This is a genomic window from Chitinophaga skermanii (genome assembly GCF_003259335.1).
Taxonomy (GTDB): domain Bacteria; phylum Bacteroidota; class Bacteroidia; order Chitinophagales; family Chitinophagaceae; genus Chitinophaga; species Chitinophaga skermanii.
The window spans coordinates 532318-550944 of sequence record NZ_QLLL01000005.1 but is presented as its reverse complement, the minus strand read 5'-3'; the positions used below and the strand labels follow the sequence as shown (position 1 = coordinate 550944).

The 18627-nt window shown below is 42.8% G+C and carries 11 protein-coding genes; 5 read left to right on the top strand and 6 right to left on the bottom strand.

Going from position 1 to position 18627, the window contains the following annotated elements; genetic code table 11:
• The first annotated feature begins 744 nt into the window (after positions 1-744).
• Positions 745-1779 (top strand): helix-turn-helix transcriptional regulator, encoded by a 1035-nt coding sequence (locus LX64_RS15555; RefSeq protein WP_111598584.1) that lies wholly within the window; start codon positions 745-747, stop codon positions 1777-1779.
• A 75-nt stretch (positions 1780-1854) separates the two neighbouring features.
• Here LX64_RS15555 and LX64_RS15550 read toward each other — a convergent pair whose 3' ends face one another.
• Positions 1855-3387, bottom strand: coding sequence for a S10 family peptidase (locus tag LX64_RS15550; protein ID WP_111598583.1), 1533 nt, complete (start codon positions 3385-3387; stop codon positions 1855-1857).
• Between the two features lie 218 nt (positions 3388-3605).
• Between LX64_RS15550 and dctA the strand changes: the two genes are divergently transcribed.
• Together dctA and LX64_RS15540 are read left to right on the top strand one after the other, a co-directional pair.
• Positions 3606-4859 (top strand): C4-dicarboxylate transporter DctA, encoded by a 1254-nt coding sequence (gene dctA, locus LX64_RS15545; RefSeq protein WP_111598582.1) that lies wholly within the window; start codon positions 3606-3608, stop codon positions 4857-4859.
• Between the two features lie 186 nt (positions 4860-5045).
• Positions 5046-8171 (top strand): sensor histidine kinase, encoded by a 3126-nt coding sequence (locus LX64_RS15540; protein WP_158538636.1) that lies wholly within the window; start codon positions 5046-5048, stop codon positions 8169-8171.
• Here LX64_RS15540 and LX64_RS15535 read toward each other — a convergent pair whose 3' ends face one another.
• Genes LX64_RS15535 through LX64_RS15515 form a run of 5 tightly spaced genes read right to left on the bottom strand, consistent with a single transcriptional unit; the run spans position 8172 to position 13994 of the window.
• Positions 8172-9572 carry an MBL fold metallo-hydrolase gene (locus tag LX64_RS15535; protein ID WP_111598580.1) on the bottom strand — a complete coding sequence of 467 codons (1401 nt, stop codon included), beginning with the start codon at positions 9570-9572 and terminating at the stop codon, positions 8172-8174.
• A 42-nt stretch (positions 9573-9614) separates the two neighbouring features.
• Positions 9615-10145: a PaaI family thioesterase gene (locus LX64_RS15530; RefSeq protein WP_245952696.1), complete on the bottom strand. Its 531-nt coding sequence runs from the start codon at positions 10143-10145 to the stop codon at positions 9615-9617.
• Between the two features lie 7 nt (positions 10146-10152).
• Positions 10153-10665 (bottom strand): thioredoxin family protein, encoded by a 513-nt coding sequence (locus LX64_RS15525; protein WP_111598579.1) that lies wholly within the window; start codon positions 10663-10665, stop codon positions 10153-10155.
• Positions 10666-10677: 12 nt separating this feature from the next.
• Positions 10678-12756, bottom strand: a complete 2079-nt coding sequence (gene ppk1 / locus LX64_RS15520; RefSeq protein ID WP_111598578.1) for a polyphosphate kinase 1 — start codon at positions 12754-12756, stop codon at positions 10678-10680.
• Entirely contained in the window at positions 12756-13994 is a 1239-nt protein-coding gene (locus tag LX64_RS15515) for a Pycsar system effector family protein (protein WP_111598577.1), read from the bottom strand. Before LX64_RS15515 ends, ppk1 begins: the two co-directional genes overlap by 1 nt.
• A gap of 80 nt (positions 13995-14074) precedes the next feature.
• Between LX64_RS15515 and LX64_RS15510 the strand changes: the two genes are divergently transcribed.
• Positions 14075-14923: a hypothetical protein gene (locus tag LX64_RS15510; RefSeq protein ID WP_148707339.1), complete on the top strand. Its 849-nt coding sequence runs from the start codon at positions 14075-14077 to the stop codon at positions 14921-14923.
• 4 nt (positions 14924-14927) lie between these two features.
• Positions 14928-18578, top strand: coding sequence for a BamA/TamA family outer membrane protein (locus LX64_RS15505; protein ID WP_111598575.1), 3651 nt, complete (start codon positions 14928-14930; stop codon positions 18576-18578).
• Positions 18579-18627: the final 49 nt, after the last annotated feature.

Genomic DNA, 18627 nt, shown 5'->3' with positions numbered 1-18627 from the left:
GCCAGTGAAGGATCCTTTTGATCTTTCGCCTTTACAACCCAGGCTGCTGCTTCGGTTAGGCGGCTTTTATTGTTAATGTGTTAAAAGCGATGTTTATACAGGTCGCTCAACCTGTGTTTGCTGATTGTATCCCAAATACAAGGCATGTTAATGGAACACGGCGTGCTTTACACATTTCCGCGTTGGAACCCAATTTTCGTATACTCGCACCAACAGCATATTATACATTACGTATGTACAACACTGCGAGGCTCTCTGAAACCTGCGCCAAAGGTTGATGTTTTTCTACTGCCTATTTTCAAAGGACTTTCTTTTGCCAAACCCTCCGGAATCCCCTTCGCCGTTTGACAATACAAAGTTGAAAACACCCTACGCACTGTTTCTGCGTATTGAAAAATAATTTTAAAAATATTTTCTATATATCTTCAAAACCCAATACAGTAAAGAACTTCAATTCAAATAAAATCTTCTTCCGAAAAACAAATAATATAGCATTACACATTTTTTAAATACATTTACGCCCAACGTAAGCCTTCGCTTATGATAGTCATGCAGCTGCAAAAAATGAATGCTAATAAGGATAGAATGTGGACGGGCAACAATAATTTCACATCTTCAGAATGAATTCATTTTCATACGATAAACCAAAAATTGCGATCCACTCAACCGGAACATTACGCAGTTTTTTTGCGTAGCTGGAATATTTTTATTTTTTTTGTCCCGAAAACAATAATCAAACCTAGGATGCCTGTAAACAAGAATGCCCTTATACGCTATAAGACGATCGACCTTTGCCTTAGAAATCGCCAGAGAAGATGGACTTTAGAAAACCTTATCCAAGCCGTATCCGACGCCCTGTACGAATACGAGGGAATTGATAAAGGTATCAGTAAGCGTTCCATTCAAGCGGATATTCAATTTATGCGCAGCGACAAGTTGGGTTATAATGCACCCATCGTCATTGTAAATAAAAAATATTACACCTACGAAGACCCGAACTACAGTATCATCAATATCCCGCTTAACCCGCAAGATCTCAACAAAATGAGCGAAGCAGTGGAGGTATTGAAACAGTTCCGCGGCTTCTCGCATTTCTACGATTTACACGAAATCGTGCAAAAACTGGAAGATCACGTTTACACGGCATCACATAATACATCGCCCATTATCGATTTCGAGAAAAACGACGATCTTAAAGGCTTAGAATACCTAGGTACGCTATACAATGCTATTATTCAGAAGAAAGTATTAATGCTTACCTACCAATCGTTTAAAGCAAAAGCAGCTGAAACATTCGCGTTTCATGGTTGGTGGTTAAAAGAATATAAAAACCGTTGGTTCGTGGTGGGTATCAGGAAGGAAGGCGGCATGGTATTAAACCTTGCGCTCGATCGCCTACACCAAGTTACGATCGATGAAACGTTGCCTTATATCCCGGCAAATACAAACGCACAGGAATATTATAAAGATGTAGTGGGTGTAACGGTATCACATAACGTACGTCCAAGCACGGTACAATTATTTGTAAGCAAAACACACGCACCTTACGTAGAAACCAAACCGCTCCACCCTTCGCAAATCATTCTCGAAGAAACAGAAGAAGGTATCGTTATTCAACTAGAAGTACAAATCAACTACGAATTGGAAAAAGAAATCCTCGGCTTTGGTGATGGCATGATTGTGATTGCGCCAGGTATGCTTAAACGTAAAATCAGCGAACGTATGAAGTTGGGATACCTCAATTATGAACGCGAGCTGAATAATCAAACAGCGCAGTAATGCTCAAACTCTTTATAATAGAAAAGGTCCCTAGATTACTAGGGACCTTTTTACTTTTAGCAGGTAAAACTTGGTTTAATACTTAGCGGGTTGACCTTGTTTCGGTACCGATTTCAAGATAAAGTCACGGATATCATTATTCCCCGTAGCTAAATCATCTTTACGGAGGTACATCATATGGCCACTTCTATAGCCTTTCCACACCATACGGTCTTTTAATTTACCACCTGGATCCATTTGCCACATATTGTATTTAGCGTTGAAGTAATCGCAAGCTCCGTCGTAATAACCGCTTTGTACCATTACATGTAAATAAGGGTTTGCAGCCATGGCTTGGCGTAAGTTTTCGCCTGTTCTATCACCACTTCTATCCCAAGGATAAACGCTACCGAACATATTGTACTTCAAATCAGTTTTATAGTTCAACTCACCGCGGAGGTAAATATTAATCGCCGGGGTGAAAGAATGTAACCACGAGGTTAACTCGGCATTGTAATCAGGTCCATCGCCAATATCTTGTTTATCGATACCTATGTAGCGAGAATCCAATCGTCCTACGGTTACACCTTTATTGCGCAATAATTCTTTCCAGAAGTAGTTGGTAGAAATATCCAAGTTGCTTTGGCGTACCACTGTTTCAGCAATACCACTGTAGCGGGCGAACTTAGCGATAATCGCGTCTCTTTCATTCCCAGGCAAAGAGTTTCCTTTAGCGATGGCCGGTAATAATTCGTTCATCGTAAAGGTTTCAACTTCTGGCAACATAGCTGTAAGATCCTTCGATTGCAAATCGGGTGGAAGCGCTTTGTGATACCATGCAGTGGCTGCAAAATATGGTAAGCGTAATGCAGCTTCTACAGGGCCACTCCTGGCAATACCCAATTCTGTAGGCGATACAAGAATAACACCGTTGAAGTACATCCATTGTGAATTCTGCAATTCCAATGCTAAACCCGAAACACGTGTAGTGCCATAACTTTCACCAATCAAGTATTTCGGAGATGCCCAACGGTTGTTACGTGTTACAAATGTATTGATCCATTCTGCGAGGTATTTAATGTCGTTACGAACACCAAAGAAGGTGGTTGGTTGTACATCTTTACCCACAATCCTAGAATAACCGGTATTCACAGGATCTACGTACACGATATCGGCAATATCTAAGATGGAGTGAGGGTTTTCTTTGATGGTATACGGCATCACTGGGTACCCCTCGTCGTCGATGTTTAATACACGAGGACCCGTATATGCAATATGCATCCAAACCGATGCAGAACCCGGTCCGCCATTGAACGAAATCACCAATGGACGGTTTGCGCGGTCTTTTACATCCGTTCTTTCATAATAGGTGTAAAAAAGACCGGCGATGGTTTTGCCTTCACTATCCCAAACAGGTAAAGTACCGGCAGTGCTTTTATAAGGAATACGTTGACCTTTAATGGTTACCTCGTGCTCTGTTACAACAGCAGATTCGGGATTGATGACATTTAAAGGCAATACAGATTTTTCTTCTTTTGGCGGTGGCGGTGGTGCTGCTGCGGGTTTTGGTTGCGCAAGCAATGAGAAGCTACTACAGCATGCTATAGCCAGCGTTAAAACTTTCTTCATGCAGGGTGCGTGGTTTAAGTACGTTACGATTATTGTTGATCTTGGTGAATAGTACCGTTGGCTGGTACAATGCATTAAAATTCCTGCAAAAACGGGGAATATGCAAATAAATTAGGTTGATCGGTAAATACTTTTTAAAAAATTCTTTGTCCTGCTGCAAAACTTTTAAATACTAGCTGCGCCTGCTTTAATTATCTTAGCGCCTTTACGGTCCACTTATGAAATTGATTCGTCAACATTTATATATCCAGGTGCTCATCGCTATTTTCCTGGGTGTGTTAGTAGGTTTATACTTCCCGAAGTTCGCCGATGGTGCGAAAGTGCTTAGCGATATTTTCATCAATTTAATCCGCATGCTCATTGCCCCGATCATTTTCTTTACGATCGTGCTGGGTATTGCCAAAATGGGTGATATGAAAAAGGTGGGCCGCGTAGGCGGTAAAGCTTTGTTGTACTTCGAGATTATTACCACGCTAGCCATCACCATTGGGATTATTATTGCCAATATCTCCAAACCCGGCGAAGGCATTAGTATCCAGAAGGAAAATTTAAACCAAGTTCACCAAATTGAACAACAAGCCGCCGCGTTCAACTGGGGTGACTTCTTCCTCCATAGTATTCCCAGCAACATCGTAGAAGCTTTTGCCAAAGGCGATATCCTACAAGTTTTGTTCTTTGCCGTTTTATTTGGTTGGGGCATTACGAAGTTGTTACCGAATTCCAATTCCCTTATCCAATCGTTCGAAAAGCTGTCGAACGTATTCTTCGTGATTTTGAAGTTTATTATGAAGCTTGCACCGATTGGCGCATTTGGTGGTATGGCCTATACTGTGGGACATTTTGGTCTGAAAGCATTGATCCCGCTCGGCAAACTCATGCTTTGTGTGTATGCTACCATGGCCATCTTTATTTTCGGTGTATTGTGGATGATTTGTCGTTTTTACGGGGTGAAGTTGCTCAAGTACCTCCATTTTATCCGTAGTGAAATCTTGATTGTACTAGGCACCAGCTCATCAGAATCGGCTTTGCCGGGCATGATGGAAAAGATGGAACAGTTTGGTTGCTCCCGCTCAGTAGTAGGTTTGGTTATCCCAACTGGCTATTCTTTCAATTTAGATGGCACCAGTATCTACCTATCCATGGCAGCCATATTCCTGGCACAAGTAAGTAATGTAGATCTCAGCATCACGCAGCAGTTAACGATTATCGGGATATTAATGCTCACCTCCAAAGGAGCCGCCGGCATCACAGGAAGCGGGTTTATTGTGCTAGCTTCTACCTTGGCAGCGGTAAAGGTGATTCCTATCGAGGGTTTAACCTTGTTATTAGGGGTCGACAGGTTTATGTCTGAAGCCCGGGCCATTACCAACCTTATAGGCAATGGTGTAGCGACCATCGTTATTGCTAAACACGAAAAAGAGTTCGATGAAGAACTTTATCAAACCAATGTGCTCGGCCAAAAGGCTGCTTAACAATATATTTCCAAACATTCCTTATTTTTAAAGCGTCGTTGTTGATGTGCGTAAACACCTTACGCATCCTGTGCCGTTGAAATTATCTATTGCTGTACATATTATTTGTATGTCAACTATTTTTTAATGCGACGCTTCTTTTCCGCACTTTTCTGCTGCTTGTATTGCTTGTGCATAGCTCCTAATATGGCTATAGCGCACGATATTAAGCTGCCTCCACATTACGCGTTCGCATTCAAACATCTCACCATAGAAGATGGATTGGCTAGCAACCACGTATCGGCCATTCTGCAAGACAAGAAAGGTTTTATTTGGATTGCCAGCACCGCCCTTCAACGATACGACGGTACCAACTTCGTAACCATTGCAGATTTCAACCGGTTACCAGGATCAATATATTACGAGGATATCTTTTTATGCGAGGATAATAAAAGCCGCATTTGGATTGGTACACCTGATTATATTGCTGTATACGATCCCGTTCAAGGGAAAGTTCGGCAAACCCGCATTCTTCTTGGTAAAAGTAGCCCATCGTACAACCTAGGCTGCAATATCATCAAGCAAGATCATAACGGCATTATTTGGGCCACTACGCAAAATGGGTTACTTCGCTATAACGAACAAAAAGATGCCTTCGAAAAAGCACCGGGCATCCCAGAAAGCCTGCGTATACAAATGAATGCCGGCCTATTCGAAGACGATCGCGGGCAATTGTGGATAAGTGTGCAAAGTGGCAACGTGGTATTGTCGAAAGACCGGAAAACATTGTATAGCGCTACGAACAACCCGCATCATTGGGCTTTTCTTAATATTCAATTCTCTACTAAAAAATACTACCAGGACCACCGCGGAAATGTTTGGATCGCTAGCCGTAATAACCATCTTTACAAGTATTCCTTCAAAACAAACCAACTTAGATCATACCTCTTCCTCGATCCCGATCAAACCCCGGGCGTCAATAATTACGTTGGTGAACGTACATTCGATTTCGCCACCGATATTAACAACAACATTTGGATTTGTACAGAACAAGCCGGTATTTGGCGGTACGACAGTGCACAGCTAAAGTTTAATATCAACATCCTCCGTAATAACGACGATGACCTAGGCCTGCATTACGACTACGAAACCAATTGCTTTTTGAGTGACCGCGATGGCCATCTTTGGATAGGAACAGATCGGGGGATCAATATATTGAGCCTTCACCAACAAGCCTTCCACCGGATCGATCATCGTACCAGCTTTGCTACCACGAAATCCCAATTACCTCGTTCCGAAATCACGGGATTATTCCAATCTTCATTAGGAGATGTGTATGTCGGCTTCTGGGGACAAGGATTTAGTAGGTTGAATAACCATTTACAACTATTAGATAATTATACCAACATACAAGGCGATTCCACTCGCAGCATACCCGAAGAGCATGGTCTTGTATGGAGTTTTGCAGAATTACCCGATCAGCGGATATTAATCGGCCAAGAAAACGGCTGGCTATCCATCTTCAACCCAAGCACTAAACGCTTTAAACACTTCAGGCCAAGCGAATTCCAAGAACAAACCCTACTAAAGATCTATCCAACTTCCGATACAACGGTTTGGATTGGCTTGTACAAATATGGCCTGGTTAAATGGAACCCAAAAACCAATGCCGTTAAAGCCTTCCCAGAACTATCCAGTGCCTTGCATCGCAATATTTCCGTGATGGATATTACAGCCCAAAATGATAGCCTCCTCTGGTTGGCAACTAACACTTCCGGTATTGTACTATTTAACACGAAACGCGAGAAAATTGTAAAACAAGTTAATTTCTGGTTGGACCGATTTAATGTTATACGCAACACCAGTAATGTTCACAAGTTTAATGATACTAGTTTACTCGTAGGTACCGACCATGGCCTATTCGAATACAACCTTCATACTTCGAACTATACACCTGTAAAAATCAACGACGATTTCTTTGATGAATGGGTATTGAATATGCGTGCTTGCAAAAACCGCAAGAGTGTGTGGATAACTACGCAGTTCGGGTTTTACCGCTTCCAATTGGAAACCGGCAAACTGGAAACCTTCGTTCAAAACGACGATATCATCGATAACAGTCGCAAAGTACGTCGTACCATCGCCTGCTTACAAGATGGCCGCTTGATCGTTGGTGCTTCCGACCACTTAAACGTTTTCTCTCCCGAGAAGCTTCAAGTAGCCCCGCCACCACCCGATGTTACAATTGTTGCCTTTAAAGCGTTGGATAAAACGATTATGATTGATTCCGCGTTGCTACTTGGAACACCCGTTGTTTTATCGCCGAAGGAAAACTTTATCAATATTGAATTTAAGAGCTTACAATATCATAACGAGCGGGTGAAATATTATTACCGTTTAGATGGTATCAACGAAAATTGGGTAAATGCCGAAGGCTTACTCGTGGCGCGTTATACCAATTTACCTCCTGGTGATTATACATTCCATGTTCGCAGTGTAAATACAGGTGGCACTTTCAGTTCGCATACTACAAGCTTGCAAATTATCATTCAACCCAACTTTTGGCAAACTTGGTGGTTCAAACTATTAGGTATCGTATTGTTAGGCTGCTTGATTTACGGCTATTTTAGAATTCGATTATCCATTGTAAAAAAACGTGAAAGGGAAAGATCTTCCTTCCAACACCAAATCGCGCAGCTCGAAATGAAAGCGCTCAGGGCTCAAATGAACCCACACTTTATTTTCAATGCGCTCAACTCCATCCAAACATTCATGATGAAAAATGAAACGGAACAAGCATTAGCGTACTTGAGTCGTTTTGCAAGATTAATCAGGAGTGTATTGGATCACTCGCAACGTAATACTATCGTACTTTCCAGGGAAGTAAGCATGTTGGAGAATTACTTGGCTTTGGAAAAACTTCGCTTAGCCGATCAATTCAGCTACCGGATAGAGGTAGATACATCTTTAGATCAAGACTTCACAGAAATACCGGCCATGGTTATTCAACCATTTGTAGAAAATGCTATTTGGCATGGCCTACAGCACAAGAAAAATGGCGGCTGGCTACATATTTCATTCTATAAAGTAGAGCAGAAAATTCGCTGCGTGATAGAAGACAATGGTATCGGCAGGAAAGCCGCTACAGCGTTAAAGCAAATGAATGGGCAAGTACACTTGTCGAAAGGTTTGCAGATCACCAGCGATCGCCTCTCGCTTTACAATAGTCGTTTCGGGATGAATGCTTCTTTTGATATTGAAGACTTATACGACAACCAAGGTAATGCGAGTGGCACGCGGGTAAATTTATGGTTTCCTCTTGTTGAGGATTGATTATAGACCAATTTCGTAATGGCGTGACGGGATTTCAATATCCTTGAATCCTTTCTTCAATAACCAGTTTCTAAATATTAACTGTACTTCGTATTCACCATGTACAAGGAATAGTTTCTTTACGTGTTGTGGATCTTGGCACGATAACCACTGGCTCAAGTCTTCATAATCACCATGGGCACTCATCGAACGAATCACACCTACCCGTGCATTAACAGGATACTTGTTGCCATAAATGGATACTTCTTTCGCACCACGCATCAATCTACCACCTAACGATTCCGGTTCGCAATACCCTACAATCAAAATAGTATTCCTACTATCCTCAATATTATTTGCAATATGGTGCTTCACCCTACCGGCTTCCGCCATCCCCGATGCCGAAATAATCACGCAAGGTTCTTTACGGAAATTAAGCTGTTTCGACTCATCTACACTTTTAACGTAGCGTAAACCCGGGAAATCGAATGGATCATCATCCGTTTTCATAATACGGGCTACGTTTTTATTGAAGCATTCCGGGTGTTTGCGTGTTACGGCTGTAGCTTCCATCGAAAGCGGGCTATCTACGAAAATATCCACTTTAGGTAGCTTCCCGTTCATCTGTGCTACGTTCAAAGAATATAAAAGTTCTTGCGTTCGTCCTACACTAAATGCAGGAATAATTAACTTACCGCGGTTCTCCACGCAAGTGGTACGAATGTAATCCAACAATTCGTTGTCCATCGGTGCAATATCTTCATGCAACGAACTACCGTAGGTAGATTCCATTAAGATATAATCCGATTGCGGAAATATATCGGGTGATTTTAGAATTTGATCGCGGTAACGACCAATATCGCCACTGAAAGTAATTTGTTGTGTTTTACCATTCTCGGTAATACGTAAGTGTATACATGCAGCTCCTATAATATGCCCCGCATCTGTGAACAACACTTCAATATTTTCATCAATTCTAAACCAGTTACCTAAGCCTACAGCTTTCAAGTGCTGAATACTGTTTTTAGCATCCGCTACCGTGTAAAGCGGTGCAATCAAAGGCCGCCCCTCTTTGTGATAACGTTTGTTCACGAACTTCACATCATCTTCTTGGATTTCGGCAGAATCGAGTAAGAGTATTTCTGCCATATCACGCGTAGCCGGTGTGCAATAGATATGACCATTATAGCCAAGTTTAATGAGGCGCGGAATTAACCCCGTGTGATCGATATGCGCATGGGATAAAATCATGTACGTAATGTCGTTGGGGTCGAAGCCGAAATCACGGTTCAGGGAATCCGTTTCTTTGCCCATACCTTGGTACATACCACAATCTAATAAAATCTTCTTGCCATTCTTTAGTGTAATCACGTGCTTTGAACCAGTAACCGTCCTAGCGGCTCCATGAAATGCAATCTTCATAAAGGTTAGTTTTAGCGTTCATTTATTGTCGTACAGTCGCTCCTATGAAGCTTTTGCAGCTTTTGGTTTGAACGACCATGTAATTTTAAACGTGGCAATTATAGTGCCGTCTTCACTTTCGCCGGTACTATGAATTGTTAATTCTTTTGCATCAGCATCTTTCAATGATTGGAGGATGGTTTGTTTGATCAGTTCTCCATCGAAACAAGTAAACGTAGTAAGGCCGGTTGCTTTTTTGAGGAAAGATGCTTCTATATTAGTAACAAGCATACTCACAGGTTGTTTAGCGGCTTGTGCATACATCATGGCTAAAGCTCCCGTGCTTAACTCTGCTGCCATTGATAAAGAAGCGAAATAGGTAGATTTAAATGGATTTTGTGTAAGCCACTTAAAAGGAACCGCGGCACTACACCTGCCTTCGTCGATATGTTTAATTCGAACGCCGGCGAGCCATGCCGCGGGTAATTTATAAAATAGAAATGCGTTGAATTTCAGTTTTTGCCGCATTGTATGGATGAAACGTTGCACAGCAGCATCATTCATGAGGTTGTTGTGCGATGGGGTTGTATTCATAACAAACTTATTTCTCGTAGTTAACTGGGTTAATAGCAGCCGGCGTCCAATTACGCAAAAATCCCGCTACCTTCTTCTCATCATACCACTCGCCATTACCCGACTCTAATAAGCCAGAATCCTGGATATGCAGCACTTTCCCCTTCGCATCTAACACTACCAACGCCGGGAACCCAAACCTTTGCGGAAATCCTAACTCCGCCAAAATCGGTAAGTTCTTATTCTCTTTACTGTAGTTCAAATGATACACTACATAGTTCTTATGCATGGCATCTTTCAACTCTTGGTGATCATTCACATATTTATATAAACGCTTACACCAAATGCACCAATTACCGCCCACTTGCACTAAAACATGCTTCTTCTCAGCGGCAGCTTTCTTATAAGCAGCTTTTAAATCAGCAGCAGCATCGGCAGTAGGTGTATATATGCTATCAATTGGTTTAATAACTTCTTGTGCTTTAACGGCTGTTAAGCTCGTGAGAATGGCACAGGCGAGCAATACTAAGTATTTCTTCATGGCTAATGATGTTTATGTATTTAAGTTACGCACATATTGGAACATACCCAATTGCGCGTTTACTAACGGTTCTCCTTGCGTATGAGCGATTGGCTGGTTAATTAAGTCGTTATCCAATATCACCGCGTTTGTATTATCTGCTAGTTGTAAATGCAGCATGTCCTTCATTTGCTGTATGAATGCCGGGTTGTGCAATTGGAAACAAACTTCTATCCTATGGTACAAGTTACGCGACATCCAATCTGCCGATCCTAAATACATTTCCTCTCCCCCATTATTCGCAAACCAAAACACGCGGCCATGCTCTAAATAACGATCCACCAAACGATGCACGGTTAAATTAGGCGAATAACCCGGTAATATGCAGCAAATACTCCTTACTATCAGCTCCACTCGTACACCTGCATCTGCAGCCTCGTATAGCTTATCAATCATTTTCCGCTCCTGTAAATTATTCAGCTTAATGATAATATGCCCTTTCCTACCTGCTTGTACATGTGCTATTTCCCGGTCAATCAATCCTTCAAATCGCTCCACCATGTTAAATTGCGCTACTATCAATTCTTTAAATGGAATGAAGTGATAATCACGCGGACTCTCCCTTGTTTGCAAGTACATGAAAAGTAATTCCATTTCCTGCGTTATCGTAGCATGCGAAGTCAATAGAATATGATCAGTATAAAATCTTGCGGTCGTTTCATTCAAATTACCGGTGGCCAATAAAGCAAAGTACTCATGTTGCCAACCTTTCTTCCGCTTCACCAAGGCTATTTTCGCATGTACTTTCAAACCAGGAATACTGTAGATTATTTTTACCCCGGCTTCCTTCATACGCTTCGCCCAACGAATATTATTCGCTTCGTCGAACCGAGCTTTCAGCTCCACCAGCACCGTTACTTGTTTCCCGTTACGCGCAGCGCTAATCAAAGATTGCACAATCTGCGAACCCGAAGCTACGCGGTAAAGTGTAACGTAAATCTCTGTTACATTAGGATCGGTCGCTGCTTCGTTGAAGAAACGTAATACTGGGTTATAACTATGGTAGGGTGTGTGTAACAACACATCTTGCTGTAACAAAGTATCTAACAGCCCATCACTCGATTCCACCTGTGGAACCGGCTGCGCAGGCCATTTTTCATACAACAAGCCTTCCGCTTTCAGCGGTAAAGGCAAATCGTTTAGGTCTTTTAAATTATGGTAATGCCCACCGGCCACCATTTCTTGGGGAAGAATGTGGAAATACAAGGCCAATGCTTGCAGCATATTCTCCGGCATCTGCGCATCATACAAAAAGCGAGTAGGCAATCCTAATTCACGTTGTACAATTAATTCTTCCACTTGCTCCAATAAATCGCCCGGGAAATCATATAAATCAATTTCCGCGTTACGTGTCAACTTCACAGCATAACATCCATTTACCTTGTAACCGGGGAATATCTTTGGCAAGTGTGTACGCACAATGTCATCCAACCAAAGGATGTGCATATTACCATCGGTATGTTGCACGGTGAATCGTGGCAAATTGGTGGAAGGAATGTTAACGATCACATATTGTTCGTGCCCGCCTTGGTTGGGTTGTAGCGCTACCGCGAAGTAGAGGGTATTATTCTCTAGAAATAACTCGCCGCTACGTTGTGGATCAAGCCACATGGGTTTTAAAAACCCTAATACAGTATTGAAAAAATAAGATTTCGCAGCTGCTTGGTGTGCCGGCATTAACTCCTCCGCGAAGTAAAGATGCACGTTCTTTTCTTCTAGCAAGGGGCGTAATTGGTTTCTTAAAATATCACCAAATACCTGCTGCTGGCGCGCGATTTCTGTTTGAATATCTTTCAGTAATTGAATGGCTTCCAAGTCCGAATCATCGCCTATTGCATTCACTGCTAACAATGCAGAGATACGTACACGGTAAAATTCGTCGAGGTTTGATGAGAATATTGATAAGAATTTTATCCTTTCATATAAAGGCACTTCTTGCCTTCCAGCCATTTTTAATACGAGGTAATTAAACGACAACCAGCTCAAATCCCGGTCGCAATATCGTTTCCCGCTTAGCACTTGTTCATTCGCGTCAGTACGAGTTGATAGCATTACTGTGGATTGTTAGGGAAAAATAAAATGGCTACCACGAAAGCGATCACCGAAATAATAATACCGAACATGAATGTATTGTAGGAAATCCGCAACAGCTTATATTTCCTACCCAATACAACACCCAAATGGTATACATCCAATGTCATATTGCTATACAAATACTCCCCTTTGCTCATAATCATTTCCATCCCCTCTTCATACTCATCAAAACTCATCTGGTGGAAGTTCCCGAAGAAAAGCAAGTTCGCCTGCTTCTTCATGATGTCATCTTTTGTAAAACGACCTGACGTAATGTTGGGTCTTGTTGCCAAAACGGCAAAGATGATCGTAACCACGCTCGACACTAAAAATATCATGGTTGGAATGGTGAGGTTCGGGTTGTCTTCTAGTCTACGGAATAGGATCGATAACATTAAGGAGATAATGAGCGAATTTACCGTAATCATGATGTTCGCTTTGCTATCGGCCATAGAGCTAAGCCGGATGTGGTTTGTACTGGTAGTACGGAACATGGTTTCAATACCACGCTCTGGCTTTTTCTCTTTCTCTTCTTTTTTCTTGTCTTTCACTTCTTCTACAGCCGCCACTTTTGCTTTCTTCTCGGCACGTTGTGCTTCCTCTATTTGCTCCGCTTCTTTTTTATGAAGCCTACTTTTTAGCTTCTGTAAGTTCTCTTCTTTCTGTTGACGGTACAATGTTTGTGCATAGGCCGTATGAAAAGAAGTAGATTCGAGGAAAGTAATGGAACCTTGGGTCCATTGAATGCCTGGGATTTCTTTACCCGTACGCAATTCTATTTCCTTGTGTAACAGCTTATTTCGTTCTTTAAAGTCTTTCGATCCGAAATGGGAAAGGTCGGCATCGCAAACAATTTGTTCCAATAGGTTGTTGGGAGATTGCGGGATGCGGGTAGCTAAAATACAACCGGCTACTTGATCGGCGAGGGTTTCGGAAACGTTTTGAGCAAGCATGAATTTTTTGGCCTCTGCAGCGCCTACACTTTCATGTTCGGCCGGAACGCCAATAACATAACCAATATCATGAAACCAAGCCGCCACCATTACGATCATCATCTGCTCTTCCGTGAGGCGGTAATAAGCTACCATCTTCGAAGCCGCGTCTACTACTTGTTGTGTGTGCAAAAGATTGTGATAAGTAAGCGCCGGGCTCGGATTTGCCTGGAACTGTTGCGTAACATAAGTTTGCGCCGCGTTTACGATGGATGTTATTTCCATAAGATTCTATTAAATGTACACCGGGTGAATCAGCAATTTACCCAATTTTTGAATTAATTTTATTTAACAAATTATAACTCATGAGAGTTGCACTTATTTACTGCTTTCTATTGCTCATGCTATCTTGCCAGGCTTCATACGACAAAGATCAGCGAAAATACCATTCCCCCAAGGGATACGACCTTGCTAAACCCACTCGCTATACCATCCGCGAATCTATGCAAGAAATTTCCGGGTTAGTTTACTATAACGGGCATTTCATTGGACATAACGACGAAGAAGGCCGTATTTACGAAGTAATTCTCGATACCGACCGCCCGTATCGCTTCTGGAAATTCGCCAAAAGCGGCGATTATGAAGAAATGTTATTAGCCGGTAAAGATTGGTTCGTGGTGAAAAGCAATGGTAAATTATACCAAGTACACAACCTATTCACCGATAGTACCTCCTCTACCGAGTACCATTTCCCCCACAAAGGCAAGAATGAATTCGAAGCGGCATACCTCGACAGTACCGGCAAGGCAATTGTTTTACTCTGTAAGAACTGCGAGGCCGATAAAGGTAAAAGCCATACTTCCACCTACCGTTTCAACCTCGAAACCTATCAATACGAAGAAACGGATGGTTTTCGTATATCTACCAAAGAAATTTCACGCATAGGTGACTATCAATTCAAGAACTTCCGCCCTTCAGCGGCTGCCGTTCACCCTATAGAAAAGCGGGTGTATGTAGTGGCCTCTTTAAATAGGTTATTGGTGATCATGGATTTCCAAGGGAATGTACAAGAGGTATATCACTTACGTGGCAAAAACTTCAAACAGCCCGAAGGCATTACGTTTGCCCCGAACGGCGATATGTATATTTCGAACGAAGCAACAGAAGAAACGATGGCCAATATTTTAAAATTTACTTATCACCCTTCACGATAGGCATATGAAACTCCAACCAATCCTATGTGCCCTAGCCCTGCTTTTATCCTATAACGCAGCCACGGCACAACAACATAACAAAGTCAAACAACGCATCATCTTAATAGGCGATGCCGGCGAAGTACACGAAGATGTAAACCCCGTAATAGACGCTATTAAACGTACGTTCGATATGAACGATACTACCAATACCGTTCTATTCCTCGGCGATAACGTATACCCTCGCGGCGTACCCGATTCCTTCTCCCGCAAATATCCAAAGGCGAAGGAAATCCTCGATTACCAAGTTTCCCTCCTCAAAGGCGGAAAAGCCAAAGGTATTTTCGTACCCGGTAACCACGACTGGAATAAATCCAAACCCGGCGGCTGGGATCAAATCCGTCGCCAACAACAATATGTCGATTCATTACACCTTCCCAACGTGGAATTCCAACCGAAGGATGGTTGCCCCGGCCCTGTAGCTTACATGATTGGCGATGATATCTTGCTGATTGTGATGGATACAGAATGGTGGCTTTTCCCTTACGATAAGCCCGATCGCACCTCGGGATGCGATTGCAAAACCCCGGAAGATGTCATCCTCTCGGTGAGCGAAATGGCGGCCCGTTATCCACATAAAATGGTTGTTTTTGCCGCGCACCACCCGTTCAGAAGCTACGGCCCGCACGGTGGTTACTATACCCTTAAACAACACATTTTTCCCTTAACAGATCTGAAGCCTTGGTTATATTTGCCGTTACCTGTTATCGGGTCAGTATACCCCGTTACCCGCGGTGTATTTGGCACAAAAGAAGATATCCCTCACCCGCTCTATCAAAAATTAATTAAAGGGGTGGAAAATGCTTTACCCAAAGATGTTCCCACTGTATTTGTGGCAGGCCATGAACATACGTTGCAATATATCGAAGATGCTGGTCGCCACTACATTGTTAGCGGTAGCGGCGCAAAAGATACCCGTGTAAAACAAGGCAAGAAATCCCAATTTGCCTCAAAAGTACACGGCTTCACCGCCCTAGAACAATTGGAAGATGGTAGCGTACGTGTTCGCTATTTCAACGCAGGACAAGATACGGTGATGTTCGCCAAACAAATGTTCCAATTACCGGATCACATCCCGGTACGCAGTTCTTTAGCGTCTAGGAAAATAGAAGGCGACTCGCTAACCATCGCCGCAGATACACAATACCTGCCCATCTCCAACTTCCACCGTTGGCTTCTGGGCGAAAACTACCGGAGAGAATGGGCACAACCTTTAAAAATCCCCATTTTCGACCTGCACAAACGCGACTTCAGCATTATCAAACGAGGCGGTGGTCAACAAACCCGCTCGCTTCGCTTAGAAAACAATAAAACAGGCGATGAGTACGTTCTGCGTTCTATGCAAAAAGATCCTACAGCAGCCATTCCTGCAGAACTTCGCGAAACATTCGCGAAAGATGTAGTGCAAGATCAAATCTCCGCCGCCAACCCTTATGCCCCGCTCGTAGTAGCACAATTGGCAGAAGTGGCCGGCGTACCGCATACAAACCCCAGCTTTGTATACTTACCGAAAGATACTGCCCTAGGCGTATACCAACAGTTCTTCGGCGATCAAATGTACCTCTTCGAAGAACGGGAACCCGTGAAGTATGGCAAAACCTACAACACGGAAAAAATGCTCGACAACTATCTCGGCGATAACGATAACTCCATCGATCAACATGCTACCCTGCAAGCCCGCTTGTTCGATATGTATATCTCCGATTGGGATCGACACGACGATCAATGGCGTTGGTACGATGTTAAAAACAAGAAGGAGAAAACGCGCACCTTCTACCCCGTTCCACGCGATCGCGATCAAGCTTTCTTTATCAACGAAGGCTTTATCCCAAGAGCAGCAGCAAGACGCTGGTTATTACCTAATATCCAAGGCTTCCGTAAATACTTCGTCGACATCATCGGCTTCAATAATAACGCGAAATACTTCGATCGCTCATTCCTTAATAGCTTGGATGAACAAACGTGGAAAACGAAATCCCACGACTTCCTCCTTACTATGACCGACACCGCGATCGACAATGCTGTTAAGCACCTGCCCGAACCTATTCAAAAAATAGACAACGGCCGCATCGCCGAAACCTTGAAAGCGCGCCGCTCTACCTACGAATCTACCATGATGAAATACTATCGTTTCCTCGCCAAACAAGTAGATGTAACCGGTACAGCGAAAAACGAACTGTTCGTTATCGAAAAATTGGGAGATGGAAAAGTAGGCGTAAACAGCTATAAAATCAGCAAGAAAGGTGAAGTACAACAAAACCTCTATTCCCGCGTATTCGATGCTAAACACACGAAAGAAATTCGTATTTACGGCTTAGGTGGAGAAGATGTGTATACCATGAAAGGCGACCACCGCTTGCCTATTCAAATCCGCGTTATTGGGGGTGCAGGAAAAGACACATACATAGATTCTTCCACTATACACCGTGGTAAGAAGATCAAAATATACGACTTAAAATCACCTGCAGATAGCTTCGCGATTAATAATAACGAAAAGCTATTCCGCTCTAATAAAGCCGATATTATTGCCTACGATCGTAAAGCATTCCAATACGATAAAATAATGCCATTAGCGGCTGCAGGATATAATTTAGACGATGGTTTGAGCTTGGGTTTAGGTATCCAAATCACGAAACAAGGCTTTAGAAAATCGCCGTTCAAAGTGAAGCACACTTTAACGGCCACGCATGCCTTAGCGACGAAAGCCTATAACTTCCGCTACGAAGGTATTTTCACCGATTTAATCGGGAAGAACGATTTGGAAATTATGGCCCGTGCACGTGCACCACATAATACGATCAACTTCTTTGGCTTCGGTAACGAAACCGAATACAATAAAGAGATCAGTGATCCCGCTATTCGTTATTACCGGGCACGCTTCAATATCTACACATTCCAAGCTTTACTCCGCCACGATTTCGGTCCTAAATTCAACCTTGCATTTGGTCCAACGTTCGAGAACTATGCACTGGATAAAGACGAAAACGATGATCGCTTCGTGACTAATTTCTCCCAAAACGGTCTTGATAGCACCAGCATCTTCCGCGATAAATATTATGCCGGCGGTCGCCTCGTTGCTACTGTAGATACAAGGAACAACCCAATTCTCCCATCTCGTGGTGTAATTTGGTCAACCTCACTACAAGGTAACTTAGGTCTCAACCACAATAGCCGCGATCTTTTGCAACTCAAATCAGATATGAGTATCTACATGAGTTTCAGTGATCCTGCTTCCGTAGTATTAGTAGCGCGCTTCGGCGGTGGTACTACTTGGGGCAACCCAGAATTCTTTCAAGCAATGAGCCTAGGTGGCAATACCAACTTACGCGGTTACCGCAACTACCGCTTTGCCGGCGAAAGCATGGTGTACAATAACATGGAAGTACGTGCTAAACTGTTCGACTTTGCTACGTATATTATTCCTGGCAGCGTGGGTATTATTGCTTTTAACGATGTTGGCCGTGTATGGCAACCCGGTGAAAAATCTGGTGTATGGCACGACGGCTATGGCGGTGGTATCTATGTAACGCCTGTGAATTTATTCGTACTTACAGCGGTATTAGGCCATTCTAAAGAAGGCACCTTACCTTATATTACGTTCGGATTTAAGTTTTAATTGACATATCAACAAAACAAAAAAGCGGTCTTTACTATGTAGAGACCGC